The 13,345-nt window shown below is 61.1% G+C and carries 14 protein-coding genes and 1 riboswitch; of the genes, 10 read left to right on the top strand and 4 right to left on the bottom strand.

What is annotated here, in order from left to right; translation table 11 throughout:
• Window positions 1-33: 33 nt before the first annotated feature.
• The gene (locus K6T12_RS18575) at window positions 34-327 is read right to left on the bottom strand and encodes a co-chaperone GroES (RefSeq protein WP_222224382.1); all 294 of its coding nucleotides are present in this window, start codon (window positions 325-327) and stop codon (window positions 34-36) included.
• Between the two features lie 210 nt (window positions 328-537).
• A complete protein-coding gene (locus K6T12_RS18570; RefSeq protein WP_222224381.1) occupies window positions 538-1,029 on the bottom strand; it encodes an FxsA family protein in 492 nt (163 codons plus the stop codon).
• A gap of 371 nt (window positions 1,030-1,400) precedes the next feature.
• Here K6T12_RS18570 and K6T12_RS18565 point away from each other — a divergent pair, with 371 nt between their 5' ends.
• The 3 genes from K6T12_RS18565 (at window position 1,401) to K6T12_RS18555 (ending at window position 4,359) form a co-directional block, all read left to right on the top strand.
• On the top strand, window positions 1,401-2,162 hold the full coding sequence (locus K6T12_RS18565; protein ID WP_222224380.1) for an SDR family oxidoreductase: 762 nt from the start codon (window positions 1,401-1,403) through the stop codon (window positions 2,160-2,162).
• Between the two features lie 512 nt (window positions 2,163-2,674).
• Window positions 2,675-4,045: an AmpG family muropeptide MFS transporter gene (locus K6T12_RS18560; RefSeq protein WP_222224379.1), complete on the top strand. Its 1,371-nt coding sequence runs from the start codon at window positions 2,675-2,677 to the stop codon at window positions 4,043-4,045.
• Window positions 4,046-4,143: 98 nt separating this feature from the next.
• The gene (locus K6T12_RS18555; protein ID WP_222224378.1) at window positions 4,144-4,359 is read left to right on the top strand and encodes a PA4570 family protein; all 216 of its coding nucleotides are present in this window, start codon (window positions 4,144-4,146) and stop codon (window positions 4,357-4,359) included.
• Between the two features lie 212 nt (window positions 4,360-4,571).
• Here K6T12_RS18555 and K6T12_RS18550 read toward each other — a convergent pair whose 3' ends face one another.
• Window positions 4,572-5,054, bottom strand: a complete 483-nt coding sequence (locus K6T12_RS18550) for a YajQ family cyclic di-GMP-binding protein (RefSeq protein WP_222224377.1) — start codon at window positions 5,052-5,054, stop codon at window positions 4,572-4,574.
• A gap of 130 nt (window positions 5,055-5,184) precedes the next feature.
• On the opposite strand from K6T12_RS18550, the gene K6T12_RS18545 reads away from it, so the two are divergent.
• The 5 genes from K6T12_RS18545 (at window position 5,185) to K6T12_RS18525 (ending at window position 10,314) form a co-directional block, all read left to right on the top strand.
• Window positions 5,185-6,084, top strand: a complete 900-nt coding sequence (locus K6T12_RS18545; RefSeq protein ID WP_222224376.1) for a ketopantoate reductase family protein — start codon at window positions 5,185-5,187, stop codon at window positions 6,082-6,084.
• Window positions 6,085-6,223: 139 nt separating this feature from the next.
• Window positions 6,224-7,153 carry a polyphosphate kinase 2 gene (ppk2, locus tag K6T12_RS18540; RefSeq protein ID WP_222224375.1) on the top strand — a complete coding sequence of 310 codons (930 nt, stop codon included), beginning with the start codon at window positions 6,224-6,226 and terminating at the stop codon, window positions 7,151-7,153.
• 45 nt (window positions 7,154-7,198) lie between these two features.
• Complete coding sequence (locus K6T12_RS18535; protein ID WP_222224374.1) at window positions 7,199-7,426, top strand: phosphatase; 228 nt, start codon at window positions 7,199-7,201, stop codon at window positions 7,424-7,426.
• A 156-nt stretch (window positions 7,427-7,582) separates the two neighbouring features.
• Window positions 7,583-7,820, top strand: a riboswitch (cobalamin riboswitch).
• A gap of 51 nt (window positions 7,821-7,871) precedes the next feature.
• The gene (locus K6T12_RS18530) at window positions 7,872-9,692 is read left to right on the top strand and encodes a TonB-dependent receptor domain-containing protein (protein WP_222224373.1); all 1,821 of its coding nucleotides are present in this window, start codon (window positions 7,872-7,874) and stop codon (window positions 9,690-9,692) included.
• Between the two features lie 58 nt (window positions 9,693-9,750).
• Window positions 9,751-10,314: a cob(I)yrinic acid a,c-diamide adenosyltransferase gene (locus K6T12_RS18525; RefSeq protein ID WP_222224372.1), complete on the top strand. Its 564-nt coding sequence runs from the start codon at window positions 9,751-9,753 to the stop codon at window positions 10,312-10,314.
• Window positions 10,315-10,321: 7 nt separating this feature from the next.
• Here K6T12_RS18525 and K6T12_RS18520 read toward each other — a convergent pair whose 3' ends face one another.
• Window positions 10,322-11,146, bottom strand: coding sequence for a cobalamin-binding protein (locus K6T12_RS18520; protein WP_222224371.1), 825 nt, complete (start codon window positions 11,144-11,146; stop codon window positions 10,322-10,324).
• A 93-nt stretch (window positions 11,147-11,239) separates the two neighbouring features.
• On the opposite strand from K6T12_RS18520, the gene K6T12_RS18515 reads away from it, so the two are divergent.
• A complete protein-coding gene (locus K6T12_RS18515; protein WP_222224370.1) occupies window positions 11,240-12,421 on the top strand; it encodes an NnrS family protein in 1,182 nt (393 codons plus the stop codon).
• Window positions 12,422-12,621: 200 nt separating this feature from the next.
• Entirely contained in the window at window positions 12,622-13,176 is a 555-nt protein-coding gene (locus K6T12_RS18510; RefSeq protein WP_222224369.1) for a YhcB family protein, read from the top strand.
• Window positions 13,177-13,345: the final 169 nt, after the last annotated feature.

The following is a 13,345-nucleotide window of genomic DNA, read 5'->3' as shown; positions in this document are numbered from 1 at the left end:
CGTTGAAAACTGTAAACCGATACCGGTCGGCGGTTAGCCTTCCAGAATGCCGAAGATCTCGCTTTCATTCATGATCAGCAGCTCTTCACCGTCGATCTTTACAGTGTTGCTTCCGGCGTACGGGCCGAACAGAACCTTATCACCCACTTTAACGGTCAACGGCTGGAGTTCGCCGCTGTTCAGCAGGCGGCCCTGACCGACAGCAACGACTTCACCCTGGTTCGGCTTTTCAGCAGCAGAACCCGGCAGCACGATGCCACCTGCCGTAGTGGTTTCCTCTTCGCTGCGGCGAATGACAACACGGTCGTGAAGCGGACGAATTTTCATCTGTTTATTCTCCTGATCTTCTCGGATCCAAAGACAAGAATGTTGGTTGTTAACAGCAGCAACGCAGTCATTGCGCTCTGATGAAACTGATAGGTTGGGGCTGCAAACGGCATTTCAACACCTGCCATCAATTTTTTTTGAATTTTTTTGCTCCACACAGCAATACGGCCCGCCAGGGCGGGCCGTATTGCTAATGGATGGCAGCTCGGATCAGTCTTCGCGACGGTACTCACCGTCGATCACATCGCCGCCGTGGCGGGGCCTGTCACGCTCAAAGGGCGGCCGCTCGAACGGCGAGTGAGGCTGAAACGGACCGGCCTGGAAAGCGCTGTGCTGATGTTGCGTGCTGATCACCGTGAAACGGCTCAGTACCGCCTTGACCAATGCCTGGCGGGAATACGGGATCAGGCAGCTGAAACCGATCAGGTCGGTAACGAAACCCGGCGTCACCAACAGCGCGCCCCCCACCGCGATCACGATCCCTTCGGCCATCTCCTGACCGGGCATCTCGCCCTGATTGAGCCGTTGCTGGGCCCGGCCCAGCGTCGACAGGCTCTGACGGCGCAGCATATTGACGCCGATAAAGGCCGACAGCAGCACCAGACCGACGGTGTTCCAGGTGCCGATCAGGCCACCGACCTGGATCAGCAGGGTGATCTCGATAATGGGGATGATGATGAAGAGCAGAAACAGGAAACGCATAGTGATCTCAGTCTTAATTTGTGCCATCAGATCAGAAAGCAGCCCCGGTTGGCAATCCCTTGCGTCTTTAGACTACCTCGGCGCGATCCCTATCCGGTGTTTTTTGACAGTAAAAACCATCTTTTAGGCAGGGTTAATAGCGAAGTCACAAAGCGCAGCAACAATAGCCCTGCACTGCAAAAAACTTATTTCTCAAGCAACATCACCTGACGAAAAGCTTCAACCTTTAATCGAGAAAAACAGGCTATTTATTAACACGTTATTGACAATCTTGACTACTTTATAGACAGCAACAACAAAGCAGGCTAAATTGTGCGATCGCAAAATACGGCGACACACAATAAGAGAAACACCTAAGCAGGGTAGATACGATGGAACTGAAAGACAAAGTAATCGTCGTGACTGGCGGTGGTCGCGGCCTGGGTCGTGCAATGGCTTTGGAACTGGCCGGCAAGGGCGCAAAACTGGCGCTGGTCGACCTGGATCCGAATGACCTGGACACCACTGTCGCGCAGTGCGCCGAGCTGGACGTGGAAGCTCGCAGCTACATCTGTAACGTGACCGAAGAGGACGCGGTCGAACAACTGTTCAAGGATGTAGTCGCCGACTTCGGCACACTGAACGGCCTGGTCAACAACGCCGGCATCACCCGCGACGGTCTGTTCCTGAAGGTCAAGGAAGGCAAGGTTGTCGGCAAGATGTCGATGGACCAGTGGAACCAGGTATTGAATGTCAACCTGACCGGCACCTTCCTGTGTGGTCGCGAAGCGGCAGCCCAGATGATCGAACTGGGCAGCGCCGGCTGCATCATCAATATCTCCTCGATCTCGCGCCACGGCAATATGGGCCAGACCAACTACACCGCCACGAAGGCGGCGGTACAGGCGATGGCAGTAACCTGGGCGAAGGAACTGGCCCGCTACGGTATCCGCGCCACCTCCATCGCACCGGGCTATATCGGCACCGAGATGGTGATGAGCATGAAACCGGAAGCACTGGACAAGATCGCCGCCGGCATCCCGGCCAAGCGCCTCGGCAAACCGGAAGAGATCGCCCGCGCAGTCAGCTTCATCTTCGAAAACGACTACGTCAACGGCCGCTGCATCGAAGTGGATGGCGCACTGAGAATCTAAGGTGCTCAGCCAAGCACGCGCAAAGCCACCGTATTCCGGTGGCTTTCTTTTTGAGTTAACAGTAATGAGTTGACAGTGGACAAAAGCGAGCCGGCAGTTCACTGAAAAGCCGAGACGCCGTTGACGTTAACACTGTTGAGCTTACAGCGGACAGAGCCATCCGCTGCTGGGTGCTCCCCCAGTGCTGAAACTAACTGCACCAGCCCTTCAGCAGCCACCGGACAACTGTAGATACCATCTCTCGATTCCGGCCACAACGGCCTTTTACAGCAGTTGTGGTTGGAATTCTTGCTGGTTTTTCACCACGCCAATGTAGGGCCGGGCCCGGCCGGGTAGGCCTGGCCGGCCAAATGCCGACAGGCATTTTCAACCGCCTGCGGCGGTGGTGCCCTACAGGGCCTTGCCGTAGACTGTCCACTCCCCACTGTTAACCCACCTCTCCCTCCCCCATTCATTTACAACTCAGCTTGCCCTCTCCACAATATCGGCACCCGCAGTGTTAAGGATTAAACATGACCGCCGCCGTCCGGCTTTCACAGTGGCTTGATGCCAGCCGTATCTATCGCCATCCGCGTGCGGTCACCCTGCTGTTCCTCGGTTTTTCCTCCGGCCTGCCACTGCTGCTGGTATTTTCGTCACTGTCGTTCTGGCTACGCGAGGCCGGTGTCGAGCGCAGCACCATCGGCTTCTTCTCATGGATCGCGCTGGCCTACGCCTTCAAGTGGGTTTGGGCGCCGCTGGTCGACCGTTTACCGTTGCCGCTGCTGACCCGGCTGCTGGGCCGGCGGCGCGGCTGGATGCTGCTGTCGCAGCTATCGGTGATCGCCGGCCTGGTGGGGCTGGCGTTTGCCGACCCAGGTCAGGGCCTGCAGCAGATGGCACTGCTGGCAGTGCTGGTCGCCTTCAGTTCGGCGACCCAGGATATTACCGTCGACGCCTACCGGATCGAGTCGGCCGACGAACGCCTGCAGGCGGCGATGGCGGCCACCTACATGGTCGGCTACCGGCTGGCGATGATCACCTCGACCGCCGGGGTCCTGGCGATCGCCGCCTGGTTCGACCCGGACGAAGCCAGCTACCAGCAACTGCCCTGGCAGATCGCCTATCTCAGCATGGCGGCCCTGATGGGGATCGGCGTGCTGACCACCCTGCTGTCGCCGGAGCCGGCGGTGGTCGTCAATGGCGAGACCGCCGCCCAGCAGGCCCGGGTACGGCGCTGGAGCGAGCAACGCGGCCACCTGCCGGCACCGCTGGCCCGGCTGGCCGGCTGGCTCTACATCGCGGTAGCTTGTCCGTTCCTCGAGTTCCTGCGCCGCTACGGCTGGCACGCGGTGGTGATCCTGGCGCTGATCGGCAGCTACCGGATCAGCGACATCGTGATGGGTATCATCGCCAACGTGTTCTATGTCGATATCGGCTTCAGCAAGGCGGAAGTGGCGGCGGTCACCAAGGTGTTCGGGGTGATCATGACGCTGGCCGGCGCGCTGCTTGGCGGGGTGCTGGTCAACCGCTACGGCATCATGAAGATCCTGTTTAGCGGCGCCCTGCTGGCGGCAATGACCAACCTGCTGTTCGCCCTGCTGGCGTTGAACGGCCCACAGGTCGAACTGCTGGCACTGGTGGTCTCGCTGGACAACCTCAGCGCCGGTATCGCCACCGCGGCCTTCGTCGCCTACCTGTCCAGCCTGACCAATATCAACTACTCGGCCACCCAGTACGCACTGTTCAGCTCGGTGATGCTGTTGCTGCCGAAGTTTATCGGCGGCTTCTCCGGCATTACCGTGGATGCGATCGGCTACCCGCTGTTCTTCATCGGCACCGCAGTGCTGGGGCTGCCGGTACTGGCGCTGGTGGTGGCCGCCGCCCGCCTCAACAAACAGTAACAATTCTCATTTACATACGGGAATTCATCTCTTATAGTCTTGCTTACTTCACGGCAGGTCCTGCATCAGTGGCTTGCCGAAACAGGGAGGCTATCGAGATGACTTACCAGATTGATGCCTGGCTGGAGCGCCAGGACCCTTATCTGCGGGTAACCGACAAAACTACCGGTATTCCGGTGATCGACTGGAACGCCAAGCGATTGCACGGCCTGCTGGAACGCGGTGCGATCTGCCCTGACGATTTCACCGCCAGCGATGTCAACCAGCAGGAACTGGTCAAGGAGTTGTTCCTGCTCTCCTGCCTGGAGCCCTGAACAACGCCTGGGCCATTACCGGCAGTAAGCGGTAGTAGAGGACGTCCCGCACAGCAGGGACCTACAGGCATATAGCTCTATGGCCGAGGTATGGGCAGGGATATCGAACAGGAAGGGGAAGTGAAGGCCGGGCCAGTTCACCCGGCTTTCTCGTCACGGCGGTCAGTCGACCGCCGTTTCAGATTCCGAACCCATCGAGGATCGTGAAGCAATCAGTCGCGGAAGTTTTCGAACTGCAGCGGCAGCTCCAGGTCCGCCTCGCGCAGCAGCGCAATCACCTGCTGCAGATCGTCACGCTTCTTGCCGGTCACCCGCACCTGATCGCCCTGCACCTGGGTCTGCACCTTCAACTTGGCGTCCTTGACCAGTTTAGTGATCTTCTTGGCCAGTGGCTGATCCAACCCCTGCTTCAGGATCACTTCCTGGCGCGCACGCATATTGGCGGTTTCCGGATCCTTTACTTCCAGGCAGCGAATGTCGATCTTGCGGCTGGTCATCTTGCCGCGCAGCACTTCCAACATCTGCTGCAGCTGGAAATCCACCTCGGCCCAGAGAACGATCTGCTGGTCGTTCAGCTCAAAACGGGCATCCACGCCCTTGAAGTCGTAGCGATTCTGAATTTCACGGTTGGCCTGGTCCACCGCATTGGTGACCTCATGGCTGTCCAGCTCGGACACGATATCGAACGAAGGCATGTGCCTCTCCTCTGTGGTTAACTGGTCGTTTACTCGATGCGGCCGATTCTACCCAACCGGCCGCCCCTTTTCAGCTACGCGGTCAACGCCTAAGATCGGTTGTTTCATCCATCGTAATCAGAGTATCGCAATGTACTGGCATATTCTCGGCGCCGGCGCCATCGGCTGCCTGTGGGCCGCCCAACTATGCCAGGCCGGCCACCCGGTCAGCCTGATCCTGCGTAACCCGTCGCGGCTGGACAGCTTTGACGGCCAGCTGACACTGGAGCACGACGGCCAATGCCGATCCTTTCAACTGGCTGGCTGCCTGGCGGACAGTTGCGGCCCGATCGACCGGCTGTTGCTGACCACCAAGGCCTACGACGTGGTCGAAGCACTGCACGGCGTGGCCCACCAGCTTCGGCCGGGGGCGCAGATTGTGCTGCTGCATAACGGCATGGGGCCGCAGCAGCAGGTGCCCGAACTCTACCCGGCGCAGCAGGTCTGGAGCGCCACCAGCACCGACGGCGCCTGGCTGCGCGAGCCGTTCCATGTGGTCTGGGCCGGCCGCGGCGAGACCCGTATCGGCCGTTTCGACGCACCCGGAGAGGCACAGCTGCCGGATGGGCTCGACGGGCTGGAATTGCAACTGCTGGCCGATCCGGCGATCGAACTGAGCCTGTGGCGTAAACTGGCGATCAACTGCGCGATCAATCCGCTGACCGCGCTGCACGGCTGCCGCAACGGTGAACTGCTGAGCACGCCGCAAATTCACCGGCAGATGCAGCAGGTCTGCGCCGAGATCGAGCAACTGTGCCAGCAACGCCAGCTGAAGCTGTTCCCCGATGGCGTACTGGCCGCCGCCGAGCAGGTCGCCCGGGGCACCGCCGCCAACTATTCATCGATGCTGCAGGACCGGCGCAATGGCCGCCGTACCGAGATCGATTACATCACCGGCTATCTGCTCGACAGTGCCCGTCAGCTGGGCCTGGCATTGCCGGAAAATGAACGGCTATTCAAACAATTCAACTCCAAAAAAACCAACAGATAAATTTGGAAAAACAGAGTAAGACCGAACAGCTCTCGCCCGTTTTCGTTGATATTTATCAACAACCGCCCGATACAACGGCGCAATAATCGAACACAGGACGTTCGAAATAAAACAAAATTCAAACAACAGGGAGGTTACCATGCCGACTGAATCACAACCTGCCGAGGGATCTGTGCCGGACCCGGCCACCTGCCCGCCCCAAGCCACGGCAACGCCCGGCGAAACAACCGCAACCAAGCTGCTGGCAGCCGCGGATGATTTCAGCGACGACAGCGGCTACCCCTACCAGAGCAAGCTGTCGCGCCGCGAATACGAAGCCCGCAAGAAAGAGTTGCAGATCGAACTGCTGAAGATGCAGAACTGGGTACGCGATACCGGCCAACGGATCGTGATCCTGTTCGAGGGCCGCGATGCGGCCGGCAAGGGCGGCACCATCAAGCGTTTCATGGAACACCTGAACCCGCGTGGCGCCAAGGTGGTCGCGCTGGAAAAGCCGACCGAACGGGAGAAGGGGCAGTGGTATTTCCAGCGCTATATCGAACACCTGCCGACCGCCGGCGAGATCGTGCTGTTCGACCGCTCCTGGTACAACCGCGCCGGCGTGGAAAAAGTGATGAACTTCTGCAGCCCACCCGAATACCTGGAGTTCATGCGCCAGACGCCGGAACTTGAGCGGATGCTGGTACGTAGCGGCATCCGGCTGTTCAAGCTGTGGTTCTCGGTCAGTCGGGAGGAGCAGTTCAACCGCTTCCAGGCGCGCCGTACCGATCCACTGAAACAGTGGAAACTGTCGCCGATCGACCTGGCATCGCTGGATAAGTGGGACGCCTACACCGAAGCCAAGGAGTCGATGTTCTTCTACACCGACACCGCCGATGCCCCCTGGACGGTGGTCAAGTCCAACGACAAGAAGCGGGCCCGCCTCAATGCGTTGCGCCATATCTTGTGCGAGCAGCCCTATCCGAACAAGAATCCGGCTATCCAGATCGTGCCGGACCCGCTGATCGTCGGTCACGCCGCCCAGCGGCACAGGCTGGAGCAACAGCCACTGAGCGAAGTATCAAGCTGACCGCTGGCCATCGGACGGCAGCCAGATTAACGAGGGAGATACACCATGAGTTCACCGCAGAACGAACACGCCAGGCAGGTGGTCGCCGCCTTCAAGCAGAAGCTGAGCGCCGCCGAGGTCGGCGCGCTGGCCGAACGACACTACGACGAACTGGCCCTGCTGATCGAATCGGCGATCAGCAGCGCGGTGCTGGAGGAGCTGGAGCGCGCCGCTGACAAGGTGGATGCATTGGCCCATCAGCTGCGACACTGCGCCGAGCATTTCGACAACTGATTGATGCTGCGTTTTACAGAGCGGTCCGCAGCTGGCCGCTCGTCACCTTTTTAGCCCTCCTACGATACAAAAAGCGCATGAATGCGATTCATCCGACCGGCCGGCCCATTTCATTTGCGACCATCCGAGCGACCCCGTAGACTTGCGCCGCAGAGGATTCAGGTGCCCTTGTTCGATACGCTGTCACGCCATGTTCAGACAGCCATCGACCGGGTTAAACGGGAAGTCCGGTGCGCATGCCATCGCATGCCAGTCCGGCACTGCCCCCGCAACGGTGATCGACTTAGCCCCTCATGAATGCCACTGGTGCCGACGCACTGGGAAGGCTTGAGGGCACTGCCAGCCATCCGCATCGGATGGCGGCCAGGTCGTCAGTCCGGAGACCGGCCTGGATCGCCCCTGAGAAACGATGCGCGGCGGGCGCACCCAAGGACCAAGCAAACCGATGTACAGACAGCTCACCCTGGCTGCGGCAGTCGCCGCGGCCCTGCCGGCCTATGCCAGCACCACCTTAGCCACTACTCCAAGCAACCTGCTGGAAACAGTCGTCGTATCCGCCAACCGGATCGCACAGCCCCTGACCAATACCATCGCACCGGTCAACGTGATCACCCGCGAACAGCTGGAGCGAAACCAGGTCCGTACCCTGCAGCAGGCGCTGAAACTGCTGCCCGGCGTCAGCTTCCGCAACAGGGGCGGAGCGCATCAAACCAGCTCGCTGTTCATGCGCGGCACCAACTCCGACCACACGCTGATCCTGCTGAACGGCCAGCGGATCAACTCGGCCACCGCCGGCAGTACCGATTTCCAGTTCCTGCCGATCGAGCAGATCGAACGGATCGAGGTGGTGCGCGGGCCCCGTTCGGCTCAGTACGGTTCCGATGCGATCGGCGGCATCATCCAGATCTTCACCCGCAAGGGCACTAGCGAGCCGCTGGCCCAGCTGACCGCCAGTGCCGGCACCTTGGGCAACCGCAGCCTGTCCGGCAGCTACAGCGGCCAGTACGCCGACGGCGGCTTCTTCGCGCTGAACCTCGGCGTCGAACGCAGCGACGGCTACGACGTACGCGACGGCGACGAGACCGATGACGACGGCTACCTGAACCGCTCGTTCGGCCTGAGCATCGACCAGCAGCTGGACGATCGCTGGTCGGTCGACGGCCAGTTGAACTACTGGGAAGGCAACACCGAATACGACCCCCATCCGGCCTATGGCGGTGACAACGAGAACGATTTCCGCAACTACGCCGCCGCCGTCAGCCTGGATTACCAGGGTGAGCGCTGGCACAGCCGGCTGACCCTGGCGGCCAGCGAAGACAACAACACCAACTACACCGACGGCCAGCCGAAATCGGATGGCAGCAAGTTCATCACCGAACGGCGCGAACTGAACTGGCTCAACAGTCTGCAGCTCGACGATCATCTACAGGCCACCCTGGGCGTCGATCTGCGCAACGACGATGTCGGCGACTCCACGGTCGACTATGCCGTCACCAGTCGCGATGTCTGGGGCGCATTCACCGGGCTGATCTACAGCCGGGGCGACTGGGATCTGGATGCCAGTATCCGCCATACCGACGACGACCAGTTCGGCACCCACTTCACCTATAGCCTGGGCGCCCAGTACCAGATCAATCCGCAGCTGGCAGTGACCGCCAGCCACGGCACCGCCTTCAAGGCACCGAGCTTCAATGAGCTGTACTACCCGTTCTTCGGCGACCCGGACCTGGAACCGGAGGAGTCGAAAAGCTACGAGATCGGCCTGCGCGGTGAGCATGGCCTGCGCTGGGCGCTGAACCTGTACCGGACCGACGTGACCGACCTGATCTCGGCGCCGCCGCCCACCTACCAGATCGGCAACGTCGACAAGGCGGAGATCCGCGGCCTGGAGCTGGAGCTGGGCTTCGACACCGGCCCGCTCAGCCACCAGCTGAACCTGGAGTACATCGACGCCGAAGACAGCCTGACCGGCAAGACGCTGGTGTACCGGCCCGAGCACAACCTGAAGTGGCTGGCCAACTACAGCTACAACCAGTTCGATGTCGGCAGCGAGCTGCTCTACGTCGGCAAACGCTATGCCGATGCAAGCAACAGCAGCGAGCTGCCCAGCTACCTGCTGGTCGACCTGTACGCCAGCTGGCGACCGCAGCCGCAATGGCTGCTTGGCGTGCGGATCGACAACCTGCTGGACCGCGACTATGTGCCCAGCAGCGGCTATAAATCACAGGATCAGACGGTAACGGTCAGTGCCCGCTACACTTTCTGATCGAAGCTGATAATCAACCGACGAAAGCGCCAGCGAGTCGCTGGCGCAGGAGTTTAGGATGGCAAACCGACTGACACGGATCTACACCCGCACCGGCGACAAGGGCCAGACCGGCCTGGGCGGCGGCAAACGGGTGGCCAAGTTCGACGTACGGATCGAGGCGATGGGCGATATCGACGAGCTGAACTCTCAGCTCGGTGTGGTAATCGCGTTGCTGGCGGCGGACGATCCGCTACGCGACGCATTGCAGCCGATCCAGCACCGGCTGTTCGACCTCGGCGGTGAGATCGCCATGGACAGCGACCAGTACCAGGTGATCGAAGCGGACGACGTCAGCGCGCTGGAACAACTGCTGGACCGCTACAATGCCGATCTGCCCAGCCTGAAGGAGTTCATCCTGCCCGGCGGCAGCCCCGCCGCGGCCCACTGCCACCTGGCCCGCACCGTCTGCCGCCGCGCCGAGCGTAAACTGCACAAACTGGCCGCCGAGCACGGCTTCAATCCGCAATCGGTCGGCTACGTCAACCGACTGTCCGACCTGCTGTTCGTGGTGGCCCGGCTGCTGGCCCGCCGCGATGGCGGCCAGGAGATCCTCTGGCAACCGAAACCGGCGCAACCCTGAACGGCGGCTAACGGTAGCCGTCCAGTGTCCGGCAAAGTTGCTGCGCCCCCTGCAATGCCCGCAGGGTGGCGCGGTGGGTCAGATCGGAGTCCAGCGTGACAAAGGCCTGCCGGCGGACCGCCGGGATCATCGACCAGCGCCGCCAGAAGTCGATCCAGCTGTGGTCGTCCGGATTCTCCAGACTGGTGACGATCACCTCCGGCGCCGCCGCGATCACCGCTTCGACGCTCAACCGCGGTATCGCCTCGGGTCGCTCGGCAAACGGATTATCGGCCGCGCAGAGCTCAAGCATCCGGTGGATCAGCTGGCTGCGGTTTATCGTCATCAACGGCTGGTGCCAGACCTGGAAAAACACCTTCACGCGGGGCCGCCCGGCATATTGCTGGCGCAACGTCTGCAACTCGGCCTGGAAACGGTCCGCCACCCGGTTGGCCCGCGCCTCCAGTCCGGTCAGCCGGCCATAAAGCCGCAGATTATCAGCGATATTCTCAAAGCTCTCACCATCAACCCGCAACACCCTGATCCCCAGCGATTCCAGCCGCACCAACTGAGCCGCCGGCGAGCCCTGCCGCCAGGCGACGACCAGGTCCGGCTTGAGCGCCAGGATCGCCTCCAGATTCAGAAGCTGGTAACTGCCCACCAACGGCAGCTGCTGCACCTCGGGCGGATAGTCGCTGTACGTCACCACACCGACCACCCGATCGCCGGCGCCGATGCTGAACAGGTTCTCGGTGATATGCGGTGCCAGGCTGACAATTCGCTGTACCGGCGGCTGTTGCTGCGCAATGGCGGCGGCCGGCAAAGCGAGCAATCCCAGAACCAGCCCAAGCATTGAGAAACAACGCTTTAAAAAAATGTATGATTTATACATAATTACTCCCTGACTGGCTTTATGTTACCACTGGCATCACCCGAGGTGCTCACCATGCTGCAACTGCAGGAACCGCGTAAGAGCGGCCCCATCGCCCTGTTCAACCTGGGCTTCCGTCCGTTTTTTCTGCTCGGCGCGCTGTTCGCGCTGCTGTTGATCGGCCACTGGCTGCCGGCCTTCCAGAGCGGCTGGACGCCGGCCCACTATCAACTCGGCCTGTACTGGCACGGCCACGAGATGCTGTTCGGCTTCGCCTTCGCCATCATCGCCGGCTTCCTGCTGACCGCCGTGCGCACCTGGACCCAGGTGCAGACGCCGTTCGGCTGGACACTCGGCGGACTGGTGGCACTCTGGCTGGCGGCCCGGTTGCTGCCGTTCATCCCCGGCACCCCAGCGCTGCTGCTGGTGGTGATCGACCTGGCCTTCGCGCCGCTGGTAGCTCTGGGTATCGGCATACCGATCGTCCGCTCCGGCAACTACCGCAACCTGATGTTCCTGCCGATGATGCTGGGCTTCTTCGTCGCCAACCTGCTGGTCCACCTGCAGCTGCTCGGCATCACCGAGAACAGCCTGATGAGCGGCCTCTACCTGGCACTCTATCTGAGCATTGCGGTGATCACCGTGATCGGCGGTCGGGTGATCCCGTTCTTCACCGAGCGCGGCCTCGGCGGCGACACCCAATGCACCCGCTACCCCTGGCTGGAGAAGAGCATCCTGCCGCTGACCTTCCTGTGGCTGCTGGCCCAGTTCTGGCCGGGTGGCTATATCGCGATGGCACTGAGCGCCCTGCTCGGGGTGGCCAACCTGGTACGGCTGGCGGGCTGGTGGCAGCCGAAGCTGTGGCGCTATCCGCTGGTGTGGATCCTGCACGCCGGCTACCTGTTCGTCGGCCTCGGCTGCCTGCTTCAGGTGGCGGCCTTCTTCGAACTGGCCAGCCACTCGATCGCCGTACACGCCTTCACCGTTGGCGCTATCGGCGGTCTGACACTGGGCATGATGGCGCGGGTATCGCTGGGCCATACAGGCCGGCCACTGACCGTGACCCGGCTGATCCAGCTGGCCTTCGTGCTGATGATGCTGTCGGCATTGAGCCGGATCAGCGTCGGCCTGCTGCCACTCGAACAGATGCAGCTGCTGCATATCTCCGGCGGTTTCTGGATGCTGGCCTGGCTGCTGTTCCTGCTGCGCTACCTGCCGATTCTGCTGAAGCCGCGGGTGGACGGCCTCTGGGGTTAATCGCCGGTTCACCGGTTTGAGGTATTTTATTGACCGACGCCAAGCCGGCGCCATCGGAACGTGCGCGCCGGATAGGCTTTGCGACGACCATAGGATATTCTTAGCGTCCTGATAACAGCATCAGACAGAATAAGATCGAATCAAGATTGACCGGATGGACCTCTCTGCCGTCCTCCGGCCCGGAAACGAAGGAGTCCTGAGTGGAAGCAAGCAGTGTGTGGATCATTGGCATCGTCGCCCTGGCGATCGGAGCAATCATCGGTTACCTGCTCGGCCGTTCCGGCGGTGGTGCGGACCAGCAGATGAAGCTGGTCGAACAGCTGGAGGAGACCCAGCAGGAGCTGAACCACTACAAGGAGCAGGTTAACAGCCATTTCGCCCAGACCGCGGAACTGGTCAACAACCTGACCGAGAGCTACAAGGATGTCCATCAGCACCTGGCCCGGGGCGCCCAGAGTCTGTGCGCCGACGACAGTGCCGCCCAGAGCCTGACCGCTTCGCTGCAGCCGCGCCTGACCGGCGCCGATGCTGCAGAGGGTGAGATCCCGACCGTTACCGACGCCGTGGCGGAACAATCCCCCGAACCGCCGCGCGATTACGCGCCCAAGGCACCGGACCAGGAAGGTACCCTGTCGGAGTCGTTCGGCCTGAAGGAGAAACAGGACAACGAGGAGCCGCAGCCGGGCCCGGTCGACGCGGTCTACAGCGCCACAGCGAAGAAGAACGACGACAGCAAGACCAAGAGCGACGCCTGAAGTTTCGCCCGGAGCGTCCTACCAAATTAAAAAAACCGGCCTGTGGCTAATGCCGATCAGTTAAGCTCTTTAACTTGCTGATCAGGCAAGAGAAAATCCGGAATCCACGTTAAGGGTTCCGGATTTTTTTATGCATTTCAGTCAGGCAGTGGATGCCATCTCTCGCGTT

The sequence above is a fragment of the Marinobacterium arenosum genome (genome assembly GCF_019795155.1).
GTDB classification, from domain to species: domain Bacteria; phylum Pseudomonadota; class Gammaproteobacteria; order Pseudomonadales; family Balneatricaceae; genus Marinobacterium_C; species Marinobacterium_C arenosum.
This window is presented reverse-complemented; position numbering and strand designations above follow the sequence as displayed.